This window comes from Pseudomonas sp. URMO17WK12:I6 (assembly GCF_003253625.1).
Taxonomy (GTDB): Bacteria; Pseudomonadota; Gammaproteobacteria; order Pseudomonadales; family Pseudomonadaceae; genus Aquipseudomonas.
The window spans coordinates 53,088-78,187 of record NZ_QKYZ01000018.1 but is presented as its reverse complement, the minus strand read 5'-3'; the positions used below and the strand labels follow the sequence as shown (position 1 = coordinate 78,187).

Here is a 25,100-nt window from a genome sequence, read left to right as displayed (position 1 = left end):
ACGTGCCCGAGGAGAAGACGTGGATTCCCGATTGAATGCTTTTCTTGAACGCGCCGATGCCGTTCTGGCCCGTATCGAACCGCTGCTGCCGGCGCCTCGGCAAACGGTCGACTGGACACACTGCCTGGCCGCACGCTGGCAACGCGAGGGTCGCAACGGTTTTCTGTTGCCGCTGCAAGTCAGCCTCGACATGCGCCTGTCCGACCTGATCGGCGTTGACCGGCAACTTGAGCAATTGGGCCGCAATACTCAACAGTTCCTCGACGGCATGCCTGCCAATCACGCCTTGCTCTGGGGCTCGCGGGGCACCGGTAAATCGTCGCTGGTGCGCGCCTTGCTGGCCGAACACGCCAAGAACGGCCTGCGGCTGATCGAGATCGAGCGCGATCACCTGGCGGACTTGCCGCGGGTGGTCGAGCAGATTGCCAAGCTGCCTCAACGGTTTGTGCTGTTCTGCGATGACCTGTCGTTCGAGTCGGGCGAGGGCGATTATCGCGTGCTCAAGAGCGTACTCGATGGCTCTCTCGAGCAGGCGCCAGATAACGTTCTGCTGTACGCCACCTCCAACCGTCGCCATCTGGTGCCGGAAAAGGAAAGCGATAACGAAAACTGGAAAAGGGTCGATGGCGAGCTCCATCCCAATGAGGCGGTGGAAGACAAGATCGCACTGTCGGACCGTTTTGGCCTGTGGCTGTCGTTCTATCCGTTTACTCAGGAACATTTCCTCAACGTCGTCGAGCACTGGATCGGCCAATTGGCCGACAAGGCCGGTCTCAAGTGGCAGCGTGACGAAGAGTTGGACATCCTCGCGGTGCGCTGGGCCACGGGCCGGGGTAATCGCAACGGACGTTGCGCGTATCAATTTGCCCGCTATTGGGTCGGGCTGAAGCTGTTGGAGCAAAAGGCATGATCGATTTACAAAAGAGCGGCCAGGGCCTTGAGGGCTACGGCATGCTATGGGCACAGCTGGAATCGTTGCTGGCGGACGAGCGTGATTTTATCGCCAACGCCGCGCAATTTTCCGCGTTTGTGTTCAACCAGCTCGATGACCTGAACTGGGCCGGTTTCTACCTTAATCGCAACGAAGAACTGGTGCTTGGCCCGTTTCAGGGGCAGATCGCCTGTGTACGGATTCCATTCGGTCGCGGCGTGTGCGGGGCTGCCGCTGCCACCTTGCAGACCCAGCGGGTCGAAGACGTACATGAATTCCCCGGCCACATCGCTTGTGACAGCGCATCGAACAGTGAACTCGTCGTGCCATTGGTCAAGGACGGTCGACTGATCGGTGTGCTGGACCTCGACAGCCCGAAGCTGGCGCGTTTTACCGCTGACGATCAGGCCGGAATCGAGCAGCTGGCGGCGATTTTCCTGCGTCTGACCGACTGCTGATCAGCCCTTCAAGCCGGCCTTGATCAGCAGGCTTGTCGGGTCAACGGTGTCTATCTGCTGTGGCTCAAGGAATTGGCTGGCGTACTGCAAGTAGATTTCGTCGTTGATGAACAGCCCGAACAATTCAGCGTCGATGTGGGCGTCACGGCACATGGTGGCCATGATGCCCAGCGCTTCGCTCAAGGACTTGGTTTTCTTGTAGGGGCGATCGGCGGCGGTCAGCGCTTCGAAAATATCGGCAATCGCCATCATCCGCGCCGGCAGGCTCATGTCTTCGCGCTTCAAGCGTTTGGGATAACCGGTGCCGTCCATTTTTTCGTGGTGGCCGCCGGCGATTTCCGCGACGTTATTGAGGTGACCGGGGAAGGGCAGGCGACTGAGCATCAGGATCGTCTGCACCATGTGGTGATTGATGATGTAACGCTCCTCGCGGGTCAGGGTGCCTCGGACGATGCTCAGGTTGTACAGTTCGCCCCGGTTGTACTTGTATCGCGGCACGTCGAGCTTGAATCCCCAGGGATTGTCGTCCGGGATCAGTTCGCTGTCGGCGCGCTCGAGCAGATGCTCGGGTTTATCCGCCAGCAGTGGCTCGCTGACCGGCAGGGTCGGCACCGGGGTCCGGGCCTGGCGCCGGTTCTCTTCCCACGAAACGCCAAGCCGATCATCCAGGGTTCGGGTCCAGGTACGTTGGGCGATGGTGTTCAACCGCTGCAGATCGGCCTCGGCCATGGCCTCGCTGCCCAGGTTGCAGCGCGCCACAAACGCGAAATCATCATCCAGCGCCGCCAGGCTCGCATTGCGCAATTGCGCCAGAGGCGACTCGTCACCCCCCAGGGCGATGGCCTGCCAATAATTGATCCAGGCATCACGCTTGAGGACTTCGAAACGGGTGCGGATTTCGTGGATGCGGTCGTACAGGGTCTCAAGTTTCGTGGCTTTGTCGACCACGTATTCAGGGGTGGTGACCTTGCCGCAATCATGCAGCCAGGCGGCGATGTGCAGCGCCTCCCATTCATCTTCGCTGGGCTGATAGCTACGGAAGGCCGGGTCCTGACTGGCAGCGGCCGCCTGTGCCAGCATCAGCGTCAGTACCGGTACTCGCTGGCAGTGCCCGCCGGTGTAGGGGCTCTTGGCGTCGATTGCGCCGGCCAGCAATTGAATGAATGAGTCCAGCAGCTGTTTTTGTCTGGCTTGCAGGCGCTGACTTTCGATACTCACGGCGGCCGCGCCAGACACCGCCTGGAGAAACGCGATGCGATCCGGGCGCAGTTTTTCCAGGTCGTCTTGTGTGCCGCTGTCGGCCAGCAGCAGGACCAGCAGCCCCACGGTTTCGTTATGACGATTGTGCAGCCGAATACCGACCAGATGAACCCGCGGGCACTCCAGCGCGAGCAAGACTTTCTGCAGATCCCCCGCCTGTTCGAAACCCAGGGAGGTGACGACATTGTCGGCGGTCGACAGTGTTTGCATCCACTGAGGGCTCTGAAAATCCTGGAGCACGTGTCCTTGAATGTCGAATGGCGGCAAGGCCTGTGAACTGCCGTTGATGACCAGCGCATGAGGTTCCACGCGATTTTCATCACCTTCACGCAGGTAGATCAGACCGGCCTGGGCCTGGCCGATCTGCACGGTTTCAAACAACACCCGTTGCAGCAAGGGGGCGAAACGGGTTTCGGCGCTCAGGCTTTCGGTGATCCGGAAAAAACTCGCCAGGGTGTCTTTCATGCGCGCCATCGACACGCTCAGTTGGTCGACTTCCAGCACCGGCGAGCGACGGCTGGCCGGAAAATTGAAATCGAAACTACGAATCGCATCGGCTTCCCGCACCAGGGCGCGCAGGGGGGTGACCAGGACTCTGGAGGTCAGCCAACCCATGGGCAGGCACAACAGTAGCGTTGCCAGGGTAATCAGCGCGCCTTGCCAGCGCATGCGGTAGGCATCGACGAGCAATTCGTCTTCCGGCACCAGCAGCGCCAGTTGCAGCCCCTGTGGGCCACCTTCCTGCATGCTGCTGCGCGCCGCGATCCATTGACGACCCGCGGCGTTCAGGCGATTGATCTCAGGCGGACTGGTGAGCAGGGCCGCGAGGCTGGGGCTCAGGTCGGCGGCTTTGATCAGCCGGGCTGTCTGGTCGTCGACGATCAGTTTGCTGCTGTCGGGGTAGGCGACGGCATTACCCTCGGCATCGAGCAGCACAATTTCGGTGCCGGGCGTCACCACATGTTTGGCCAGGGTCGCTGACAGTTCCGCCAGCGTAAGGTCGGCCCCCATCACCGCTTGCTCACCACTGCGCCGCGCCAGGGTTGTGCCGACATTGTGGGTGGAGAAAAACAGGTAGGGCTCGGTGGTGATCTGATCACGGTCGCTGCGGGCGCTGGAGAACCAGGCGCGGGTGCGTGGATCGTAGATTTCGTCGGGGTTGTCCAGACGGCTGACGAGGGCCAGGTTCTGATCGAAAAACAAGGATTGGGAGCGGACCTGACCGCCGCCTGGATGCTCGATGCTCCATACCTGATACGCCGCGGTGTCCGGTGCCTTGAGCTGCGTTTTCAGGGCGACGCTGCGCAGGGGGCGAACCATGAAAAAGTCGCCATTGCTGTAGCCCAGGTACAGAGAGGCCAGATCGGGGTTGTCCGTGAGTGATTGACTGAAGGGCTTGAGCAACGCCAGGCGTTGCTCAAGGTCGGCGGCCTGGGTTGCCGGATTGTCCGCCAGCAGGCTCAGCAGATGACGAATCGGCTCATAGGTGCGATGCAGGTCCAGACGGACATCCTGCTCGATGCGATTGAAGAGCTTTTCACTGCTGGAAAGAATGATCCGGGTGGTTTGCCGATAGTTGAAAATGCCCAGCACCACCCCGGTCAGCAACAGCAGGAACGTGAACATCACGCTGATATGGATGTGCAGGGGAAATCGGCGCTGGTCCGGGCGCAGTGGGCTGGGCATTGCAGATTTCTCCATGACGATGAACACACTGCTCAGCCTTCCAGCATAGTTAACGCTCCGTCATTCTGCTGTTTGTCGTGGCGTGCGAGCTGTTGTCGCAACGCGTGATCCAGTTCGAGCATGGCGCGCTCCATGGACTTGCTGCAATCGGCCACTTGATCGTGGTGGGGCCTGTTATGGCAGGCCTTTTCGAGCGCCTCGCAACTGTCGATCAGTCGGGAGGCCTGGACGATTCGCGCCGCTCCCTTGATTTTGTGGGCAATGTCGAGGAGTGACTGCCGGTCGTTTGACCGGGACAACGTCAGCAGCGTTTGCCGATCCAGGTGGTTGCTATTCAGCAGCTCGGTCAACAATCGCCGGTTCAGTGCCGGGTTGCCACCGGTTAACAGGTGCAGCCCCTCCAGACTGAACGCCGGGTCGCGGACCGTCGGTGCAATGCCTTCGATCCATTGGCTCAAGGCTGTCAGGCTGAGAGGTTTGAACAGGCAATCGTCCATCCCGGCTTGTTTGCAGCGTTGTCTTTCCTCCGGTTGCGCATTAGCGGTGAAACCCAGAACGGTACAGGCAGGGCGCTGCACGCGCTGTTCATGTTGGCGAATGGCACGAGCCATCTCATATCCATTCATGATCGGCATATTGCAATCGGCAATCACCAGGTCGAATGGCTGATCTTTCCACGCCTCCAATCCCGCCTCGCCATCTGCTGCAACCTTGAACCGATGCCCCAGAAACTCCAGTTGCTGGCACATGAGCAAGCGATTGGCCGGGTGATCATCGACCACCAGAACGTTCAAGGGGGCAGCGCTCTGGTGAATCTGTGGCTCGGCAATTTCCGGCATCTGTACAGGCGGCAGGGTTGCCAGATTCAGCGAAACCCGAACCTGAGTGCCGACCCCAGGCTGGCTGCTCAATTGCAGGTTGCCGCCCATCATTTCGCACAGATTGCGGCTGATCACCAGTCCCAGACCCGCACCGCCCCTGGGTAACTGGCTGGAGTTATTGGCCTGGACGAAAGGCTCGAACAGTCGCTGCTGATCCTGCTCGCTGATCCCGGCGCCACTGTCCTCAACCAGCAACTGCAGCTGCATGCGGTCGGGCTCGTCGGTCGGTTGCAACTCGAGGCTGATCCTGACCTGACCCTGTTGCGTAAACTTGATTGCATTGCTGACCAGGTTGGACAGCACCTGCTTGAAACGCATCGGGTCCAGCAGGACATCGGTCGCAGGTTTAGCAGGGTTGAATGCCAGGTGCAGTCCGAGATTCTTTTGCCGGGCCAGCCCGTCGAAGATCCTCACCACCGAGGCCACGGCTTCAGCCAGATTGACGCGTTCCGGGCTCAGGCTCAGACGTCCGGATTCGATGCGCGCAATGTCGAGAATGTCCCCGATCAGTTCCAACAGGTCTTTTGCCGAGTGATACGCGACGTCGATGGCCGGTCGATCCGGATGGCCAGGATCAATGCGTTTGAGTGTTAGCTCCAGCATGCCGATGATCGCGTTCATCGGCGTGCGGATCTCATGGCTCATGGTTGCCAGAAAGGTGCTTTTAGCCCGGTTGGCTTCATCGGCACGTTCTTTCGCCGCCTGCCGATGTTTTATCTGGCGTCTCATATAGGCGTTCCAGGCAACGGAGATCAGCAGCAGTACGCCAGCACCGGTAACGATCTGATAGAACACTCTGTGATAGTTGCGCCAGGTACTTTGCGAGGCTGCCGAATAGCCACGCCAGCGGTTATTGATGATGCCCAGCTCTTCCGGTGCGATGCTCAACAGCGCCTTGTCGAGGATGGCATTCAGTTCTTTGGCGTCGCGCCCGGTCGCCAGGGAAAATGCCGCCTGTTGAGTGCCGATGGTGGTGGTGATCTGAAGTGCCCGCTCGAAGATCCGCGATGAGATGAAATAATTGGCGATCACCAATGAGTTCACCGCACCTTCTGCCTTGCCCTCGGCGAGCAACTCCACGGCACTGAATGTGTCTGGAGTTTCAACCAGATTGATCCGCGGAAACTCGCTGCGCAGGTAATCCACCAGTGGATTGCCCTGGGCAATGGCCAGGCGTTTGTCCTGCAGTTGGTTGAGGTTGGTCGGGCTGTCGGCCGCTTTGCGTGTCAGCAGGACAAAGGAGTTTTCCAGATACGGGCGGCTGAAGTTCAACATCGTTTCACGCTGTGCGCTGGGGAGCAGGGCGGCGATCAGGTCGGCCTGCTGGTTGGCGATCTGCTCGACCATCTCGTCATCGCTTCGGCTGCGCTGGATCTCGAAGCGCAAACCGGTGCGCAATCTGATCAGTTCGAGCAGGTCAGCCGTGACACCCCGAAAGTTGCCGTCGCTGTCAAAAAACGTCAGCGGCGCAAATGCTTCATTAACCACCACCCGCACAACCGGATGTTGCGCCAGCCAGCGTTCTTCGTGGTGGGTGAGTTGCAGTTTTTGATCGGTGAGAAGAATGTCGCTGCCGGCACTCCAGCGTTTGGCGATGTTTTCCCGTTCGCTGGTGGGGATGGCCTTGAGTACCGCGTTGATGATCCCGAGCAGGTCCGGGTTGTCCTTCTGTACGGCAAAGCTGAAACCATGGGCTTCGTGTTTACCGAAGTTGGCCATGCGGATGTTGTTCAGATACCCCTTGTTGATCATGTAATGAGTTGAAATGGTGTCACCGAGAAAAACGTCGGCCTGGTCGAAGGCAACCGCGTTGATTGCATTCTGGTAGGACGGGTAGGAGGTGATGATTGCCTTCGGATACAGCGCCCTGACTTCGTCCAGGGGCAGATAGTGATAGACCATGCTAAGCCGCAGGCCGGCAAGACCCTCGGTCAGTGATCGGGTTTCTCCTTCCCGTGTGACCAGCACGGGTTGATCCACGGCGTAAGGGATGGACAGCGCAATGTCGGCATTGTCGGCCTCGAACCCGTTGGCGGTGCCGAGCATGTCGACCTGACCCTTTTCCAGTGCCTCGATCGCAGCCCCTCGGGACGCGAAGCGCTGAACCTTGACGGGCAACCCCGTAACCTTGCCGAGGATGCCGGCGTAGTCGGCGGTGAAACCTTCGTAGTCGTGGCCGCTGAGGGTCAGGTCGAAAGGCGGATAATCCGGGCCTGATGTGCCCAGGATCAATTCACGTTTGTCTTTGACCCATTGTCGTTGTGAGGTATCCAGTCGGACTTCCATGTGCCCGGTCGTTGAGCGACTGAGCAGGGTGTAGTTTTCACTGGCTGTCTGCGCCGCGAGCACCGGGGTACTCATGCATAAAGCCGTGACCATGAGTCTTAGATAATCCTTCAAACGACTGGGCATCCTGTTCCTCACACTAGCGCGTTACGTTTTGCCATATCGATGAGTTCAACCAGAGATTTGGCTTTGAGTTTCTGCATAAGTCGTTTTTTATAGGTGCTGACAGTCTTGTTGCTGAGGAACATGCCCTTGGCAATTTCCTTGTTGGTGCGACCTTGGGCAAAAAGTTGTAATACCATCAACTCTCGATCATTTACGGATTTGAACAAGTCCAGGTCTGCCCACTGTGCGTCGTCACAACGAACTGGGTTCAAGGCCTCGCTGGGGAAGTAGTTGTAACCTGATAATACTGCTTTGATCGCGCTTACCAGTTCACTGAGCTCTTCCTGTTTGCATACATACCCTGATGCACCTGACTGCATGCAGCGAATACCAAAAAGTTTTGGGCATTGTGCAGTCAACACCAGTGTTTTTAATGGTGTGCTCATTGCGTTGAAACGTGAGAGCACTTCCAGCCCATCCAGTTTGGGAATACTGATGTCGAGGATGATCAGGTCGGGCATGCATTCGCGAACCATTTGCATGGCATCGACGCCATTGTCAGTTTCACCGACGACTTTGTAACCTTCATGTTCCAGCAGCATTCGAACGGCAAGGCGGATGACAGGGTGATCGTCGACAATAAAAACGGAGTTCATAATCAAATCCCATACGTGCACAAATAAAGCGCGCACCTTAGCTCAGTAGTTGAGGGGGCGCATGAACTGACAAGCCGATAGCAGCAATATAGGAAAAGTCCTACAACTGAAAAAGAAATGGACTACGTGTCAACTAGGTTTTGAATGAGGAAGGGTTAAAAATTTGATGGTTTAGTCAAGAGGCTAAAAGGCGTTTGGCTATAAGTATTAATCTGTGTTTTGGATGTGGTTCTAGTGTGTGAGAGTTGGTGTTTTTTATTGTGAGGCCAAGGTCAACAAGTTTCTAAGATCTGATTGTTTCAATGGCTTGATCAAGTAACCCAGCAAGGGAAGTCCGTGTTCGTAGGCTACTGTTTTAAGTTTTTCCAGTTCGGCGGATGTCAGGCTGCTCAGCAGTATTGCCTGTCTGATCATTCCCCGGTGACTGGCGAACTCGATCAAATCAAGACCGGGAAGGTCGGGCAGGCATTGGTCGCACAGAAGAATATCGAACGGTTGCGCAGCTTTGAGCATTTGTTGCAAGGCGCCTTCGGCACTGTCAGTGGTGGTCAGTTGGGTGAAGCCGTAACTCTCGAGCAGGTATTGAGTCGCTCTCAGCTGAAACGGATGATCTTCCACCAGCAATATGTGCCAATCGTGTTTGAACGTAGGAGTTTTCATGCGTCATCTGTCGAGCAGTGGGTGTGCAATTGTTTCGCGAGATGGTCGAACAATCGATCAGTCAGCTCTGCACAAGGTGTAGGGCGATTCTGTCGATGTTGAAATACAGATGAATGTCGAGACATTCGATCAGCCGTTCAGACGTCGCTGACGCGGCTGATCGATGCGCTGTTATCCGTGGCTTGAACGACCGGTCATTTCCAGCGCCATTTCACCGGCATAGCTGTCGGTCATGCCAGCGATGAAATCAATCATGCGCAAGAAAGAGGTGTGCAACGGGCCATGCGGGTCGGGTGCATTGTTGCCCAACAGGTCGAGTATGCGCCGGTTCTTGAAGGAGGGCGTACGACCATTGTGCTGCTCCAGTGCTGCGCCGCAAAAAGCATTGAGCAGGATTTCCAGGGTGGTGTAGGCACCGATTTCGTGGAGCGTCTTGCGCTTGTCCTGGAAGATTTTTTTGCGTGCCATGTCCTTGGCATTCAAGACACAGCGTTTGGCCGGGCCATGCATGTGTTCGACAAGGTCCCCCGGTAGCGTGCCGGACAGCAACGCGTCCTGTTGCTCGACAAAGGCTCGGGCTGCTGCGTTGGTCAGGTGTTCGATGGCTTTGCCCCGCAGAATCGCCAGTTTACGCCGCCGCGAATCCTGTGGACCGAGCTGACGATAGGTTTCCGGGAGATCGTCGCCCACCAGGTCCAGCAGCAGGGACTCGACTTCGGCGTACTCCAGCAGCTCCATTTCCAGGCCATCTTCCAGATCGATCAGCGCGTAGCAGATGTCGTCGGCGGCCTCCATCAGATACACCAGCGGATGGCGCGCCCAGCGCTGTTCTTCCAGTTGGGGCAGGCCGAGTTTATGAGCGATCTGTTCCAGCAGCGGCAGTTCACTCTGGTAGCAGCCGAACTTGTGCTTCTTGTAGCCCAGTGAGTCGGCGTGCCGGGCCGTCCACGGGTATTTCAGGTAGGTGCCCAGGGTGGCATAGGTCAGCCGGGTGCCTCCTTCGAACTGATGGTATTCAAGCTGGGTGAGCACCCGGAAACCTTGGGCATTGCCTTCGAAGTTGAGGAAGTCGTTGCGTTCGGCTTCGCTCATGGCATCCAGCCAGCCACGGCCAGCGGCCTGCTGGAACCAGTGGCGGATCGCGTCTTCGCCGGAGTGGCCGAAGGGTGGGTTGCCGATGTCATGGGCCAGGCAAGCCGATTGCACCACCATCCCCAGGTCGCTCGGTTCACACCAGTCGGGCAGCGCGCTGCGGATGGTTTCACCGACGCGCATCCCCAGCGAACGGCCGACGCAGCTGACTTCCAGCGAGTGAGTCAGGCGCGTATGAATGTGATCGTTGCTGGAGACCGGATGGACCTGGGTCTTGCGCCCGAGACGGCGAAACGCGCCTGAGAAAATGATCCGGTCGTGGTCTTTATGGAAAGGACTGCGGCCGAGTTCTTCCGGGCTGTGCACAGGTTTTCCGAGGCGTTCGCGGGTAAGCAGGGTGTGCCAATCCAAGGCTGGTTTCTCCGTCAGGTGACTGAACCCCTAGCTTCCCGTTTCGCGCCGGTACCTGCAAGGAGAACTACAACCCCGCAGCGTCGATATCGATGAGCAGTAGCCGTTCGCCGTTATCGAAAAACTGCCCCGCAGTGAGGCAGTACTGATTGCTGGTGGCGTCGCGGTAAGTGTTGGAAAGCGTCAGACGGCGCTCATCCCAACCCTCGGCCAGCAAGTGATAGAAATAGGGGCGCCATGACCAGTTATGGCCCAGGTAGCGGCTATCGGCTTCCCAGCCGTTGTTGCGCCATTCCAGGTTGGGGGTCAGTTGCGTGCCGTGGCGGTCGCACTGATAAAAACGCAGCAGCCAGGGAAACGCCTGCAGTTGCGGCAAGGCGCTGAGGGGCGCGCTGGCTTGAGCCCAGGCTTGCAGGATGGTCATCAGTTCGCTGAGTTGCTGGCGCATGATCATCAGGCGAGCGCGTTCAGTCAGCTTTTGCTGAACGTAACGCTGGCGCAGTTGCGCGAAGCGCTCGACAAAGGCGTCGGTGGCGAAGAAATCCGCTTGCGCTCGGGCGAACAGAAAGCCCTGTACGTAGCGTGAGCCGCACTCCAGGGCAAAATTCAGTTGAGCTTCGGTTTCCACGCCTTCGGCGATGATCCAGCAACCGGTTTTTTCCGCCATTTGCGCCAGTGCCTTGACCACATCGCTGCTGGGACCGCCCAGCGCGGCGGCCTGGAACAACCGCATGTCGAGCTTGAGAATGTCCGGTTGCAGGGCCAGCACGCGATCGAGTTGAGAGTAACCGGCACCGAAATCATCGATGGCGATCCGCGCCCCGGCTTGCCGGTAGCGGGCCACGACTTCAGCCAGACGCTGGCTGTCGCCGCCCAATTCGGTGATCTCGAAGACGATTCGCTGTGCATCGACACCATGCCTGCTCAGTTGCTTGAGGCTCGGCAGTGCCTGGTCCCGGCGCAAGCGGCTGATCCAGCGGGGTGAGATGTTCAGGCTGAGAAACCAGTCCGCGGGCGCTTCGTGCAGACGGCTCAGGGCGTTGTCGCGAATCTGGCGATCGAGACGTCGCAGGGCGATGGCCGGGGTTCGCGGATCGGCGAACAGCGCACCTACCGAGGCCAGTTGACCATCGGCCTGGCGCAGTCGGCCCAGCGCTTCGACACCCGCGATACGGCCTGTGGCGGTATCGATGAATGGCTGAAAACAGGCGAGCGGTTGCCCGTCGATCACGAGGCCTCCTTATTAAGGTGTTGTTCTGGATAAATACCTGGTCCCAGGTAGGCACGCAGGATCAACCTCTCGATAAAGAGGTTGATCCTGGTGGTATTGCAAGAATGCAGCCAGACAAGACTGATTAGTGTTTGCGCGAAGCGCTCTGCATGACCAGCTTGATCAGCGGCCCTAGTGCGGCGCCCAGGCTAACCAGCTTGGTCAGGCTGCCGATACCGCCGCCCTTGGCACCCTTGCCGGTCAGAAAACCCAACCCGATCACGGCGGCGATGCCCCAGAGCGGGGCGTGTTTGATGCCGAAGCCGTCTTGCAGGCTTTGTGTCATGCCGCGCACCCGTTGCAGGGGCTGCAGCAGTTGTTGGGATTCGTGGCGAATTTCCTGGCGATGCATTTCCATGCGCAGACGGATCAGTGCCTTGCGCATTTCCGTTCGCGAACTATTGCGGGGAAGTTCAGGCATGCTCATGGCAACAGACGCTCCCGATCATTGGCCAGCTCCTCGAGGGTGCCATGGAAGGGTGAGGATTCATCGAAAATCGCCGCCCTCAAGCGCATCGCGCAGAACAACGTAGCGAGGGTGTAGAACACACAGAGCCCGATGATCGCCGCCAGGCGATAGGTGTCCCAGAACAGGATCAACACCAGCGTCGACAACCCCACCAGCAACAACAAGGCAAAGACCAGCGTCAGGCCTGCAAACAGCAACAGGCTTACGGTACGTGCTTTTTGCTCCTGCAGTTCGATGCCGAACAGTTCGACATGGCTATGCAGCAATCCAAGAAACGCGGCACCCAGGCGCCGCGATGAAGAGCGGGTGCCCGTCGCGGACGAGCCGGATTCATCGATTGCCATATCAGCGCCGAGTAGCCAGCAGACCAATCAGGAAACCCACGCCGGCTGCAATCCCGACCGATTGCCATGGGTTGGCCTGGACGTAATCTTCCGTGGCGGCGACAGCCGCTTTGCCGCGCTCTTGCAGGGCGTCTTCGGTCAGCCTCAGGGTTTCCCGGGCACGCAGCAGGCTGTCGCGGATCTGTTCGCGCAGCTCATCGGCCTGATCACCGGCCAGGGAGGCGGTGTGTTCCAGCAACCGTTCGGTATCGCTGACCAGTGTCTGAAAATCTTCCATCAGAATTTCTTGAGCAGTCTTTGCCTTGATGCGTGCCATTGGTGATCTCCGTAAGTGGCTTCTGAAGCGTTCGAGTATGAGCCTTGCGCGAAGGTTCAGTACAAATGACTGGTACATCTTTTGCTACGTCGTGGTGCGTCAGCCGGCGCTATTGCGCTGTTGCCGGGCATGATTTCAGGAAAACCCTAACTCAAACAATCAAAACTCGCGCAGAGGCGGCGGTCTTGTGCGCCAAAGCGGTTCATCCGGATCAGCGTTGCGGTCTGGATTGGCTGCAACTTGGTGCGTCGACCATCTGCGCGAACTGCTTTGGTGCTTTTTTCAGCCTTCAGGTCTGCCAATCCATGGAAAATCTGCAAAGTGCTGTGGACAGTCTGGTCCATAGCTCCAACACGTTGTTCATCCTTATCGGTGCGGTCATGGTTCTGGCCATGCACGCCGGTTTCGCCTTTCTTGAGGTCGGCACGGTTCGCCAAAAGAATCAGGTCAACGCCTTGTCGAAGATCCTCAGTGACTTCGCCATTTCGACCCTGGCCTACTTCTTTATAGGCTATTGGATTTCCTATGGGGTCAGTTTTATGCAACCGGCGGCGGTGATCACCGCCGACCATGGCTATGGGTTGGTGAAGTTTTTCTTTCTGCTGACCTTTGCCGCGGCGATACCGGCGATCATTTCCGGAGGCATCGCCGAGCGCGCCCGGTTCGTCCCGCAGTTGTGCGCGACGGCGCTGATCGTGGCGTTTATCTACCCCTTCTTCGAGGGCGTGGTCTGGAACGGCAACTTCGGCCTGCAAACCTGGTTGCTGGCACGTTTCGGCGCCAGTTTCCATGACTTCGCCGGCTCCGTGGTGGTTCACGCCATGGGCGGCTGGCTGGCACTCGCGGCGGTGTTGCTGCTGGGGCCGAGGCAAGGTCGTTATCGCGACGGGCGACTGGTGGCATTCGCGCCGTCGAGCATTCCCTTCCTGGCGTTGGGGTCGTGGATCCTGATCGTCGGCTGGTTCGGTTTCAACGTGATGAGCGCCCAGACCCTGCAAGGGGTCAGCGGGCTGGTGGCGGTGAATTCGTTGATGGCCATGGTCGGCGGCACGGTGGCGGCGTTGATCGTCGGGCGCAATGACCCGGGCTTCCTGCATAACGGCCCGTTGGCTGGATTGGTGGCGATCTGCGCCGGCTCGGATCTGATGCACCCGGTGGGCGCATTGGTGACCGGCGCCATCGCCGGGGGCCTGTTTGTCTGGTGCTTTACCGCGGCTCAAGGCAAATGGCGTATCGACGATGTGCTGGGTGTCTGGCCTTTGCATGGGCTGTGTGGTGTCTGGGGCGGGATCGCTTGCGGCGTTTTCGGGCAAACCGCTTTGGGTGGATTGGGGGGCGTGAGCCTGATCAGCCAGTTGATCGGCACCTCTTTGGGGGTAGTCGTGGCGCTGGCCGGTGGTTTTGCCGTGTATGGCGCGATCAAGGCGGTCCATGGCTTGCGCCTGAGCCAGGAAGAAGAGTATTACGGCGCGGATTTGTCGGTGCACAAGATCGGCGCCGTGAGCCAGGATTGAATCAGCGTTCTTCATCGTTGGCGCCGGGATAAAAATCGTGCAGCAGGCGATAGCGGTCATGCCGTACCTGGTCGACCCGGTCCTGCACCTGCTGGCCGGGTATGCCCAGCATGATCAGCGCGTGGGAGGCGAGCATCAGGCTGGACTCCAGCAACTCGGGTACGACTTCGCTGGCTCCAGCCGCCTTCAACTCGGCCAACTGACTGTCATCCCGGGTGCGCACCAGGATCGGCACGGTCGGGTTGAACCGCCGTGCTTCCTTGAGAATCAGCAGGGCGATGTCCGTCTTGTCCACGGCAACCACCAACAGTCTTGCGCGCTCCAGCCCTATCGCGATCAGCAGCTCGCCGCGGCGTGAGTCGCCGTAATGCACACTGCTCTCATTGACCACGGCTTCCTGGACCCGCACCGGATCGGTGTCCAGCGCGATGTACGGTTGCTGAACATGACGCAGGAAGCGCCCGATGGATTGACCGACGCGGCCATAGCCACAGATCACCACGTGATTGTGCAGGCCGGCATTGAGCGCGCTGATTTCTTCGAGTTCGGCTGCTTTGTTGGGTTTGCGGTGCAGACGCATGGCGATGCGGGGAGCGGCGCGCAGAAGTAAAGGCGTTACCAGCATCGAGCAGAACGTGGCCGCCAGCAGCAGGCCGCCGAGGTCGGCGGGCATCAGTTTGTTCTGTTGCATCTGCGCCATCAGGGCAAAACAGAACTCACCCCCCTGGGCCAATGCCAGGCCGCTGCGCCATGCAGTTTCGCCATCGCTGCCGCGCCATTTGACCAGCAGTGCGACCAGGGTGCCCTTGATCAGCAGCAACCCCAACGTCAGACCGAGAATCAGCAGGCCGTGGCTGGCAAACAGGCGCAAGTCGATCAGCATGCCGATACTGACGAAGAATACTCCGAGCAGAATATCGCGGAACGGACGGATATCGGCCTCGATCTGATGTCGGTAATGGCTTTCCCCCAGCAGCATGCCGGCGAGAAAGGCGCCCAGGGCAGGAGAGAGGCCGAGCAGGTGAGTCAGCCAGGCCGTCAGCAGAACAATCACCAGTGCCAACAGCACGAACAGCTCCGCGGACCGGGCCGCGGCGACTTCATGGAACAGCCGTGGCAGAAACCAGCGACTGACCAGCAGCAAACCGACGAACAGCACCAGGGTCTTGGCCAGCGTCAGCGGCAGCGCCCAATACCAGGCGTGGTCACTGCTGCCGGCGAACACCGGCACAAGCGTCAGCAGCAACACCGCAACCACGTCCTGGAACAACAGCACGGCGATGGCATTCTGGCCGTGACGGCTGAATATTTCGCCGAGGCTGCTCAACTCCTTGCTGACAATGGCGGTAGACGACAGCGCCAGACCGGCGCCGAGTAATAGGGCTGGTGTGATCGGCATGCCGAACAGCATCAGCAAAGCTCCCAGCAAGATCCCGGACCCCAGCACTTGCAGGCTGCCCAGGCCAAACACCACCTGGCGCAGTGCGAGCATCTTCGACAGGGAAAACTCAAGCCCCAGGGAGAACAGCAGGAACACCACGCCCAATTCGGCCAGATCGGGCAAATCTTCGTTTTCATTCACCCAGTTGAACGCTGTCGGCCCGATCATCAGCCCTACGCACAAGTAGCCCAGCACCGGTGGCAAACGCAGGCGCTGGAACAGTGCAATCACCACCAGGGAGGAGGCGAGGATGATCAACAAGTTGGCAAACACAAAAAACTCCGGTGAGGGTTCTGGCTACTCAAGCGTAGAGGCAAAAAAGACGCGAGCATTGCGCAAATGACCGGCGACGCAAATGATTTGCGTCAGAGTTTTGCTGAAATCTCTTGAAGTCACCGTTGCTCGGACGTCGGCTCGACTGCGTTTGATGGCGGGCCTAGAATGAGCGCTTACTTCGTTTGGTCTTGTCGTCATGCCTCCTGAATGTCAGCTGTTCGGCACCGTTGGTTGCCATCTTTGTGAAGTCGCCGAAGCCATGCTGATGGAGTTTGTCGAGCGTGGTCTGTTGGTGGAGCTGGTGGATATCGCTGATGATGAAACCTGGTTCGAAGCCTACAGCCTGCGTATTCCGGTGTTGCGTCGGGTCGATACCGGCGCTGAACTGGGCTGGCCGTTTAGTGCCGAGCAGGTGGTGGCGTTCCTGCGCGAGTCCTGACACTGCTGGCGATGCCCCACCTGTCGCGATCCTCGTTTCATTCGTTGGCGAAAGGTTGGTTATTCGGTTACTGTATGCCTATACAGTTATTCGGATTGCCTGCCATGCTTCTCCCTGTTCGGGTTTGGGCAGATGATCCCGGACGTCAGAGGGATGAAATGTGGTCAATGTCGAACAATTGAAGAACAGTGTGAACCGGATGTCGGCCGATGTGGTGCGCGAGGCGGTTCTCGAGTTGCGTCTGGATGGTCTGGTCACGGAAGGAAAAACGCCTTTCAACAAACTGCATTTCAATACCTGTTTCGCCGAAATCGAAGCCTTGTTCCAGCGTGCGGGTTATCACCGGCAGCTCGATGTCGTGGGCTATCAGGGGTTGTTGTACGCGCTTTATGATCCGGGTCGCTGGGAAGCGGTCGATGTGCTGCGCTGGCTCAAGGAGTTCACCGAAGCGGCCGCTCGAACGCAGTCAATACCGGCCTGAGGATTCTCTTCTAGGTTCGTTCCGGCCACTGTTGGATAATGCTGCCCTGCATTGAGGGTTAGAGTTTTTCGTATGTCCACTTCATCGTTTTCTGCTGCGCACAACCAGGCCAGCACGCTCTATCTGCCGCCTGGTCCGTGGCAGACCGTATTCGATTGCCTGTGCGAACACTTCAGCGCCATCGGTCGTGAGCAATGGCTGGACAGAATTGCTCGCGGTCGTGTCCTCGATGGACAAGGCATGCCGATCGCCCTGGATCTGCCTTACAAGGAAGGTCTGCGGATTCATTATTTTCGTGAAGTACCGGACGAAAAACCGATCCCGGTGGTGGAGTCGATCCTCTATGCCGACGAGCATCTGGTGGTGGCGGACAAACCGCACTTCCTGCCGGTGACGCCGGCTGGGGAGTATGTGGAGCAGACATTGCTGCGACGACTGATCCGGCGACTGGATAACCCGCATCTGGTGCCTTTGCATCGTATTGACCGGCATACGGCAGGGCTGGTGCTGTTCTCAGCCAATCCTCAGAGTCGGTCGGCGTATCAGTCATTGTTTCCTACACGCCAGATCGAAAAACGCTACGAAGCAATCGCCCGGGCATTGCCTGAACTGACCTTCCCGATGGTTCATAAAAGTCGACTCATCGATGGCGAACCGTTCTTTCGCATGCAGGAAGGTCCGGGCGTCAGCAATACCGAGACGGCTGTCGAGGTCCGGGAAAAAAACGGTGAGTTCTGGCGCTATGCGCTTTACCCGGTAACAGGCAAGAAACATCAGTTGCGAGTGCACATGGCGGCCCTGGGGGCTGGTATCTGCAATGACCCGTTCTATCCGCAGGTGCTCAAGGATGTTGAAGACGACTATGCCAATCCCTTGAAGCTGCTGGCCCAGGGGTTGCGATTTGTCGATCCGGTTACGGGGCAGGAAAGAGAGTTCGAAAGCACAATCACTCTGGAGTGGTGATCATAGGCGATCCTGTTTTTCTTCTGTCACGAAAAAGCCCGCTTTAAAAGCGGGCTTTTCTGTATCCGATGGTCGCCGCAAAGATTACAACTCTTTAACGGTACGAATCTGATCCTTGTTGATGCGGGTGTGCTTGCCATCCAGCTGTTCGAACTCGTAAAAGCCCGATTCTTTATCGTACTTAGGCGCGTCGACGGCCTGGATTTCTCGACCGTCATTCAAGGTGATCACTGAAGGCGATGCACAACCGGCGAGGGTCGCAAGGCCCAGGGCGAGCATGAAAGTGGCGAGGGTCCGTTGGGTCATGGGTGTGTCTCCGAATGGAAAATCTTTTGATTGCTGAGCTTGAGACGTATGCAACACGCGCAAGTTCCTTCAATTATCAGTCTGACACAGTGTGATGCGTGCTTAACAGTTCCGGCGTGTTGAGGTTGGCCAGGCGAGAGTCGTTCTCGGGGCACTGCAGGGCCATGGCGCCCAATGTGCGCATCAGTCTGCCCGGGCTGCGCTCGCCTTCGTTCCAGGCCGTCTCGAAAGCCCCTGAAAGAGCGACGGGAATCATGCACAGCAAAGGTTCCCAGTGTTCTCCATGGCGTAGCATCAGCGGTTTGTCCGGATGCTGCGCGGCAGTTTCACGCATGTTCTGGAGCAGCGCCGCATCGATGCATGGCACATCGCAGGGCAATACCAGCAGGTGCGTGTGGCGGGCGGCCTTCAGGCCAGCGCGAATACCCGCCAATGGTCCCGGAAAGTCGCCTTCATCGTCATGGACCAGCTGATCCGCATAAGGCGCATATTTCTCCAGGTTTCTGTTGCAGGAGATGATCAGATCATCACTCAGCAGACGGGTCTTGCGGTGCAGATGCGCGATCAGTGGCTCGCCGTGCCATTCCAGCAAACCCTTGTCCTGACCGCCCATGCGTTGGCCACGCCCACCCGCCAGGAGCAAAATGGAGCACGGCGCCAAAGGTGTATCCGAGGTCATTGCACTTCTCCATGGGGGCGGCGAAAAAATGAGGCGCTGTGATATAACACCGGGCTGTTTCTCCTACAACTGGACGAGCCTATGAAAGCCAAGGCTGATGTACCTTTCGCACCGCTCAACATCGCGGTGCTGACTGTCAGCGATACCCGTACCCTGGAAACCGACACCTCAGGCCAGGTCTTCGTCGACCGCTTGAGCGCTGCCGGTCATAACCTGGCGGCCCGTGTATTGCTCAAAGATGATCTCTACAAAATTCGTGCGCAAGTGGCCAACTGGATTGCCGATGAAGTCGTGCAAGTGGTGCTGATCACTGGCGGTACCGGGTTTACCGGTCGTGACAGCACGCCTGAAGCGGTGAGTTGCCTGCTGGATAAGCAGGTCGATGGTTTTGGTGAACTGTTCCGGCAGATATCGGTGGCGGATATCGGTACTTCCACGGTTCAGTCCCGGGCCTTGGCCGGTCTGGCCAATGGCACGCTGGTTTGCTGCTTGCCGGGTTCGACCAATGCGGTGCGCACCGGTTGGGACGGCATTCTCGCCGAACAACTGGATTCCCGGCACCGTCCGTGCAATTTCGTGACTCATCTGAAACAGGCGGCACCCTGTGAATCCCGCGGGTAAGCCAGGCAAGACTGGCAGCCTGATGGCCGTCGAGGTGGCGCTCGCGCGGTTACTGGAAATGGCCGACGCCTCGAGAATTCATGAGCACCAACGCTTGCCGTTGGCGCAGGTTCTGGGGCGTGTACTGGCTGCTGATCTGGTCTCGACACTTGATCTGCCGCCCTGGCCCAACAGTGCCATGGACGGGTATGCCTTGCGCGTCGCCGACTGGACGGGAGAACCGTTGCCGGTCAGCCAGAAGATTTTTGCAGGTCAGGCTCCGGAGCCCTTGAAGCCGGGGACCTGTGCGCGGATCTTCACCGGCGCGCCTGTGCCCGCGGGTGCTGACTGTGTCGAGATGCAGGAGAACGCCGAGGTTCAGGCGGATGAGCGGGTACGTTTCACCGAGACCATGACGCCGGGGCAGAACATCCGTCCACAAGGCCAGGAAACCACCGCCGGTGAGTTGATCTTGCCCGCCGGTACACGCCTGGGGCCCATCGAACAGGGGCTGGCGGCATCGTTGGGATGCGCTGAATTGGATGTGGTTCGCAAGGTTCGTGTTGCGGTTTTGTCTACCGGGGATGAGCTGATTGAGCCGGGCCAGGCCCTTGGACCGGGACAGATCTACAACAGCAATCGAGTGTTGCTTTGCAGCTGGTTGCAGCGCTTGGGCTGTGAGGTGATCGATGCTGGCATTCTTCCCGATGATTTAGCGACCACTCGTGCCCGTCTCGGCGAGTTGAAGGATGTCGACCTGATTCTCTCCACCGGTGGCGTATCGGTGGGAGAAGCCGACTTTCTGGGCATTGCCTTGCGGGAAGAGGGCGAGTTGACCCTGTGGAAGCTTGCCATCAAGCCAGGCAAGCCGCTGACGTTCGGGCATTTTCGCGGTGTGCCTGTCATTGGTTTGCCCGGCAATCCGGCGTCAACCCTGGTGACTTTTGCTTTGTTGGCGAGGCCCTACCTCTTGCGCCGCCAAGGCGTAAAAGAGATCGAACCCCTGAAGTTTCAGGTACCGGCAGGGTTTGTCTGGCCAAAGGCTGGTAACCGACGTGAGTACTTGCGCGGACGTCTGGAGAATGGCCGGGCAATCATCTACAGGAATCAGAGCTCTGGCGTACTTCGCAGTGCCGCCTGGGCGGACGGTCTGGTTGAAGTGCTGGAGGACCGTACGCTGATCGAGGGTGATAGTGTGAGCTTCATCCCGTTGAGTGAAGTCCTGGGCTGATGCAGGTCCTGGTTCTGCCACGCAAGCCCGGTCGAAAGCGTTGGGGCTTGCGTGCATGACCGTTCCTTAATTTGCCAGAAGTGTCACGACCTGGTCGAAGCGACTATTGGAGATCCAGCTCAAAAGCCCCAGGACCACAGCTGTTCCGCCAGCTGAATAGGCAAGCCTGTGCTTGATGGATTTGACGTCGCCACGGACTTCATCCAGGTCTCTGCGGATGTACTTGAGATGTGTCTCCAGTTCAGTGACGCGAGGTTCCATATCAACTTCTCCGGTGGGCTTTGCGCTGCTTTTGAATTCAGCCTGCTGATTGACGTGATTGTCTGAGAACGGCGCAACCGGAGTTACCGGTAGTCTGAGGTCATGGCTTTGCATGGAATAATTGGCTCCTTGCGTTAAAACCATTCAGGTGGCCGATACGGTTATTACTTACGATTTTTGAGGACCTTAAAGGGGTTCCATTCATTGTTTGCACATCCCTGTGTAATTTACTGGTGATGACTGATAACCGCTGACACAACGGTGTACCAATTGCCCTGATGGGTCAATTGAGCCGATTCCTCAGGTTTTGTAAGAAAAAATACCGCTCTGTAGGACTCAAGTGTCCTTCCCCAGGAAATAATTGAAATCCTTGCGACTTTTATGAGGGGCTGCGAGGTCAACATCTCCCATACGGATTCGGAAAGGGGGGTGATCAAAATGAACGAGCGCAAGGCGCTGTTGATTCTGCATGGCAAGCAGGCACTCAATGAGCAGGTCCGTTCAGCTGTCGAAGGCAAGCGCCAACAAGGCTGGGAACTGGCTGTTCGACTGACCTGGGAGGCTGGTGATGCGCAGCGGCTGGTGGGGGAAGCGTTGACGGCGGGCTATACGCAGCTGATTGCCGGCGGCGGCGATGGCACCTTGCGTGATATCGCCGAAGCCATGGCGGCGCATTCGACTCAGGCCAGCCTGGTGCTTTTGCCCTTGGGCACCGCCAACGATTTTGCACGCGCCGCGGGTGTGCCCCTGGAGCCCGCTCAAGCGCTGGAGCTTTTGGAGGCCGCCCCGCATGCCATTGATCTGGGGGAGGTGGGTGGGCAGGTTTTTCTGAACATGGCCACGGGCGGCTTTGGCAGTCAGGTCACGGCCAATACTTCCGAGGAACTGAAAAAAATTCTTGGCGGCGCGGCTTATCTCTTCACCGGTTTATCGCGCTTCAGTGAGTTGCATGCGGCCTATGGCGAGTTGCAGGGGCCGGATTTTCACTGGGCCGGTGAGTTGTTGGCATTAGGCATCGGCAATGGCCGACAGGCTGGCGGTGGTCATATGTTGTGCCCGCAGGCGCTGGCTGACGATGGTTTGCTGGATATCAGCATTTTGCCCGCGCCCCAGGAAGTGGTCGGTACCTTGAAAGACCTGCTGACCGATGGCTTCGGAATCGACAACATGTTTGTGCGAGCCCGCTTGCCATGGGTCGAGATCAAAGTATCGGAGGGCCTTTATATCAACCTTGATGGTGAGCCTCTGGAGGGCGATAGCCTGCGGTTTTCGGCACGGCCGGCGGCATTGCGGGTGCATTTGCCCGAGGGCTCGCCGCTGCTGAGCGGCTCGAATCCGGCTAATCGTCCAGACTGATGATTTGCTCGCGCACGGCGAACAACACCAGGCCGGCCACATCGTAGATCTGCAAGCGTTTCATGATCTGCGAGCGGTGGGTTTCGACAGTCTTGATGCTCAGGCCCAAGCCATTGGCAATTTCCCGGGTGGATTTTCCGCGAACAATCAATCGCAGGATTTCCAGCTGGCGTGCCGTCAGGTTGTGCGAGTCTTGGGTTGGCGCCTGATTTTTCTGGGTTCGGGTCAGCGCCTGGTTGATGACGGTGTGGGCAATGGCCGGGCTCAGGTAGCGTTCGTTATTGCGCAAGGCGTCCAGGGCATGTTCGAGCTCGGTGGCCGTGGTGTCTTTGAGCAGGTAGCCATGAGCCCCGGATTCGAGTGCTTGCATGATGAGTGCCGGGTCGGTGTGCATCGACAGGATGAGCACTTTGCACTGCGGACGTACTCGTTTGAGTCGCTGCAAGGCTTCAAGGCCACCGGTTTTCCTCATGGAGATATCCAGCAGGATGATGTCCGGGGACAGTTGCTCGACCATCTCGAGTAACTGCGAGCCGTCACTGGCCTCCCCAATGACCGCATAGCCGGGAATATCCAGCACCAGAGCGCGCACGCCAGCCCTGATAAGCGAGTGGTCGTCCACCAGAAGTAAGTTACAAGTCAACGCATAACCTTATTCGTACTGGCCCGTTCCAGCGCACGGGGCGCCCAGGGGAAGAGTGCTTCGATTTGAGTGCCTTTGCCCGGCTCGCTGGTCACGGTCAGCGTGCCGCCCAACTGATCGATCCGTTCCGACATTCCGGCCATTCCGCGTTGCCCCTCGCGAGCAGGGTCTGCCGCTGGCTCGAACCCCAGGCCATCGTCACTGATTAACAACGTCAGGCCTTGGGGCAGACGTTGCAGGCGGACCAACAGATTCCTGGCTTCGGCATGGCGCAGCATATTGGTAACCGCCTCTTGAGTGATGCGAAAGGCCGCCACCGCCATTTCTTCCGGTATGCCAGTCAAACGTTGATGGCATTCCAGGCTCCAGTTCACGGACGTATTGGCCAGGGTTCTGAGTAAATGCGCACGCAGACTGGCTTCCAGCCCGAGACTGGTCAACTGTCGTGGGTTCAGGATGGCTGATACATCACGAACTTTGGTCAGGGTTTCGTCCAGCGTATCGCAGAGGACCGAACATTGACCCTGCAGTTCTTCAGGCAATCGACGTTTGAGCCATTCACTCTGAAGTTTTGCGGCGGTCAGCAATTGGCCAATATCATCATGCAGTTCCCGACTGAGCCGGTGACGTTCATTTTCCTGAACTTCCAGCAGACGGTCGGCCAATTCTTGAGGCTGAAACTTTATCGATTTGAGCGAGAGGCGATGCCCCACCCAGACGCAGGTCAGCGCCGCAGTATTGAGCACCAGCAGACTCACCGGCAGAGGCATCGACAAGCTGTAGACCAACAGGCTGCCAAGCGTCGAGCAGGTGCACACGAAAAGCGTGAACCGGCGAGCGCTTTTTCGGGAGGGTGGCCACAGGGCGATTGACTTGAGGCTGGCGTACATAGCGGATGGAGCCAATGGATGTTCGCTGCGGGCAGACCGGTCATAAGGGCTGACGGGTCTCTGTTTGAAAATAGGTTGTATGAGTCGCCTTTAATGATGGCAGTGCAATGCTCGAAATAAAGCCTTCAATGTTATGAGCTTGTTCGCGCCAAGGGGCACTCTGTCATTAATTGACGTCAACGAATGGGCGGCATAATACCACTTAAGATACCGTTGGTCGCGTTCGGCACATAGGTAGGCACCTTCAGGAAATAACGTTTTTGGACGATAGTTCCACAATGGAAAAACTTTTTGATTTTTATCTTCGAAAGATATCGAGTGTGCCAGGCGTTTAATTTCTATTGGCAGGCACTATCTGAAGTCGGGGCGGGGGTATCTATTTGTTTCGAGCTGCCATCGACGGGTATGAAATATTCAATTGCGGTATGCGCACACTCAAGTTACAGGGCGGCATCATTACAATAAAAAATGCGCAACACGGGGTTGGTGAATTTAAGCCTGCCGTTCAGAGAACGAAACGAGCCTGAACTGCTTGGAGTGGCTGGGCGGCTGAAACTGACTTTGTCCCACTTGAAATGCAAACGCTTCGATCAGGGACGTCTGTTCACTGTCATCGAGGCCGAGTTGACCGGTGGTCTGGTCGATGAGTTCGAGTTGCCAGGCCATTAACGTGAAGCAATCCTTGAGCGCATCCAGGGCCTGATCATGCAGGTCCATGTGATTCTGGGCGTGGCTCAGCAATCCATGAATGTGCAGCGAGAATTCCGAAACCGTTGCCAGTGCCAAGGCATCGGCCTTGCTTGCCAGCTTGAGAAGGGTACTGAGCATGCAATCGATGGCGTCCTTGTCATTGCTGATCAACTGCAAATGACTCAGGCACTCCTCGAACTTGGCCAGGAGTGTTTCAGCCTCGACGAGAAACTCCGGAATCCGCTGGGCCCACTCTTTAGGGTTGTTCGCCATGCTTATCTCCACAACGTCATGTCAGATGAGGGAATGTCGTGTGTGTCGACGAGAACCTTACGTGTCCCGGCGCTGCCATGCCTTGGTGAGATCGCGCTCTGGCAGGCTTGGGCACCGACTGGGGAACTCGAGAGGGTGGATGGCCACTGACCTGCGATCGCACACAAAAGCCTGACTCCGTTCATGCAATGAGAATGGCGTCACATTAATGGCTATTGGATATTGCGAATAT

25 protein-coding genes are annotated in these 25,100 nt (G+C 57.9%); 9 read left to right on the top strand and 16 right to left on the bottom strand.

Translation table 11 applies throughout. The features are described 5' to 3' along the window. The first annotated feature begins 19 nt into the window (after positions 1–19). Both F475_RS25410 and F475_RS25405 read left to right on the top strand, forming a co-directional pair. Positions 20–910: an ATP-binding protein gene (locus F475_RS25410; protein ID WP_018930014.1), complete on the top strand. Its 891-nt coding sequence runs from the start codon at positions 20–22 to the stop codon at positions 908–910. Next, positions 907–1,389 carry a GAF domain-containing protein gene (locus F475_RS25405; RefSeq protein ID WP_111455020.1) on the top strand — a complete coding sequence of 161 codons (483 nt, stop codon included), beginning with the start codon at positions 907–909 and terminating at the stop codon, positions 1,387–1,389. The genes F475_RS25410 and F475_RS25405 overlap by 4 nt, the downstream gene beginning before the upstream one ends. Here the strand turns inward: F475_RS25405 and F475_RS25400 are convergent, their stop codons facing one another. The 9 genes from F475_RS25400 to F475_RS25360 all read right to left on the bottom strand — a co-directional run bounded on the left by F475_RS25400 (position 1,390) and on the right by F475_RS25360 (position 12,825). Continuing rightward, positions 1,390–4,335, bottom strand: a complete 2,946-nt coding sequence (locus tag F475_RS25400; protein WP_111455018.1) for an HD domain-containing phosphohydrolase — start codon at positions 4,333–4,335, stop codon at positions 1,390–1,392. Positions 4,336–4,367: 32 nt separating this feature from the next. Beyond that, the gene (locus F475_RS25395; protein ID WP_256597245.1) at positions 4,368–7,595 is read right to left on the bottom strand and encodes a transporter substrate-binding domain-containing protein; all 3,228 of its coding nucleotides are present in this window, start codon (positions 7,593–7,595) and stop codon (positions 4,368–4,370) included. A 41-nt stretch (positions 7,596–7,636) separates the two neighbouring features. After that, on the bottom strand, positions 7,637–8,263 hold the full coding sequence (locus F475_RS25390; RefSeq protein ID WP_007940027.1) for a response regulator transcription factor: 627 nt from the start codon (positions 8,261–8,263) through the stop codon (positions 7,637–7,639). Between the two features lie 255 nt (positions 8,264–8,518). Beyond that, positions 8,519–8,923 carry a response regulator gene (locus F475_RS25385; protein WP_111455016.1) on the bottom strand — a complete coding sequence of 135 codons (405 nt, stop codon included), beginning with the start codon at positions 8,921–8,923 and terminating at the stop codon, positions 8,519–8,521. A gap of 171 nt (positions 8,924–9,094) precedes the next feature. After that, positions 9,095–10,426, bottom strand: coding sequence for a deoxyguanosinetriphosphate triphosphohydrolase (locus F475_RS25380; RefSeq protein WP_007940029.1), 1,332 nt, complete (start codon positions 10,424–10,426; stop codon positions 9,095–9,097). A 67-nt stretch (positions 10,427–10,493) separates the two neighbouring features. Further along, positions 10,494–11,657, bottom strand: coding sequence for an EAL domain-containing protein (locus F475_RS25375; RefSeq protein WP_111455015.1), 1,164 nt, complete (start codon positions 11,655–11,657; stop codon positions 10,494–10,496). A gap of 124 nt (positions 11,658–11,781) precedes the next feature. Then, the gene (locus F475_RS25370; RefSeq protein WP_019020946.1) at positions 11,782–12,123 is read right to left on the bottom strand and encodes a hypothetical protein; all 342 of its coding nucleotides are present in this window, start codon (positions 12,121–12,123) and stop codon (positions 11,782–11,784) included. Next, positions 12,120–12,509: a phage holin family protein gene (locus F475_RS25365; protein WP_018930007.1), complete on the bottom strand. Its 390-nt coding sequence runs from the start codon at positions 12,507–12,509 to the stop codon at positions 12,120–12,122. The genes F475_RS25370 and F475_RS25365 overlap by 4 nt, the downstream gene beginning before the upstream one ends. A gap of 1 nt (position 12,510) precedes the next feature. Further along, complete coding sequence (locus tag F475_RS25360) at positions 12,511–12,825, bottom strand: YqjD family protein (protein WP_018930006.1); 315 nt, start codon at positions 12,823–12,825, stop codon at positions 12,511–12,513. A 305-nt stretch (positions 12,826–13,130) separates the two neighbouring features. Between F475_RS25360 and F475_RS25355 the strand changes: the two genes are divergently transcribed. Continuing rightward, positions 13,131–14,339 (top strand): ammonium transporter, encoded by a 1,209-nt coding sequence (locus tag F475_RS25355; protein ID WP_111455040.1) that lies wholly within the window; start codon positions 13,131–13,133, stop codon positions 14,337–14,339. Position 14,340: 1 nt separating this feature from the next. On the opposite strand, the gene F475_RS25350 is transcribed toward F475_RS25355, so the two are convergent. Beyond that, positions 14,341–16,053, bottom strand: a complete 1,713-nt coding sequence (locus F475_RS25350; RefSeq protein ID WP_111455013.1) for a monovalent cation:proton antiporter-2 (CPA2) family protein — start codon at positions 16,051–16,053, stop codon at positions 14,341–14,343. A gap of 199 nt (positions 16,054–16,252) precedes the next feature. On the opposite strand from F475_RS25350, the gene F475_RS25345 reads away from it, so the two are divergent. The 3 genes from F475_RS25345 (at position 16,253) to F475_RS25335 (ending at position 17,939) form a co-directional block, all read left to right on the top strand. Then, positions 16,253–16,495, top strand: a complete 243-nt coding sequence (locus tag F475_RS25345; protein ID WP_019582515.1) for a glutaredoxin family protein — start codon at positions 16,253–16,255, stop codon at positions 16,493–16,495. 160 nt (positions 16,496–16,655) lie between these two features. Then, positions 16,656–16,976, top strand: coding sequence for a hypothetical protein (locus F475_RS25340; RefSeq protein WP_007895054.1), 321 nt, complete (start codon positions 16,656–16,658; stop codon positions 16,974–16,976). 72 nt (positions 16,977–17,048) lie between these two features. After that, positions 17,049–17,939: a pseudouridine synthase gene (locus F475_RS25335; protein WP_111455011.1), complete on the top strand. Its 891-nt coding sequence runs from the start codon at positions 17,049–17,051 to the stop codon at positions 17,937–17,939. 84 nt (positions 17,940–18,023) lie between these two features. On the opposite strand, the gene F475_RS25330 is transcribed toward F475_RS25335, so the two are convergent. Together F475_RS25330 and mobA are read right to left on the bottom strand one after the other, a co-directional pair. Then, positions 18,024–18,245, bottom strand: a complete 222-nt coding sequence (locus tag F475_RS25330; RefSeq protein WP_064616755.1) for a YgdI/YgdR family lipoprotein — start codon at positions 18,243–18,245, stop codon at positions 18,024–18,026. A gap of 76 nt (positions 18,246–18,321) precedes the next feature. Continuing rightward, entirely contained in the window at positions 18,322–18,924 is a 603-nt protein-coding gene (gene mobA, locus F475_RS25325) for a molybdenum cofactor guanylyltransferase MobA (protein WP_111455009.1), read from the bottom strand. Positions 18,925–19,005: 81 nt separating this feature from the next. Here mobA and moaB point away from each other — a divergent pair, with 81 nt between their 5' ends. Together moaB and glp are read left to right on the top strand one after the other, a co-directional pair. Further along, complete coding sequence (moaB, locus tag F475_RS25320; protein ID WP_007940044.1) at positions 19,006–19,545, top strand: molybdenum cofactor biosynthesis protein B; 540 nt, start codon at positions 19,006–19,008, stop codon at positions 19,543–19,545. After that, a complete protein-coding gene (glp, locus tag F475_RS25315) occupies positions 19,529–20,755 on the top strand; it encodes a gephyrin-like molybdotransferase Glp (RefSeq protein WP_018930000.1) in 1,227 nt (408 codons plus the stop codon). Before moaB ends, glp begins: the two co-directional genes overlap by 17 nt. Positions 20,756–20,821: 66 nt before the next feature. Here glp and F475_RS25310 read toward each other — a convergent pair whose 3' ends face one another. Then, positions 20,822–21,130, bottom strand: coding sequence for a hypothetical protein (locus F475_RS25310; RefSeq protein WP_086944670.1), 309 nt, complete (start codon positions 21,128–21,130; stop codon positions 20,822–20,824). 324 nt (positions 21,131–21,454) lie between these two features. Between F475_RS25310 and yegS the strand changes: the two genes are divergently transcribed. Then, positions 21,455–22,372, top strand: a complete 918-nt coding sequence (gene yegS, locus F475_RS25305; protein ID WP_026286710.1) for a lipid kinase YegS — start codon at positions 21,455–21,457, stop codon at positions 22,370–22,372. Here the strand turns inward: yegS and F475_RS25300 are convergent. The 3 genes from F475_RS25300 to F475_RS25290 form a co-directional block, all read right to left on the bottom strand. Continuing rightward, on the bottom strand, positions 22,356–23,015 hold the full coding sequence (locus F475_RS25300) for a response regulator transcription factor (protein WP_019582509.1): 660 nt from the start codon (positions 23,013–23,015) through the stop codon (positions 22,356–22,358). The two genes, yegS and F475_RS25300, sit on opposite strands and share 17 nt — an antisense overlap. Next, positions 23,012–23,905 (bottom strand): sensor histidine kinase, encoded by an 894-nt coding sequence (locus F475_RS25295; protein WP_018929997.1) that lies wholly within the window; start codon positions 23,903–23,905, stop codon positions 23,012–23,014. The genes F475_RS25300 and F475_RS25295 overlap by 4 nt, the downstream gene beginning before the upstream one ends. Positions 23,906–24,397: 492 nt before the next feature. Next, positions 24,398–24,868, bottom strand: coding sequence for a hypothetical protein (locus F475_RS25290; protein ID WP_018929996.1), 471 nt, complete (start codon positions 24,866–24,868; stop codon positions 24,398–24,400). Between the last annotated feature and the right edge of the window lie 232 nt (positions 24,869–25,100).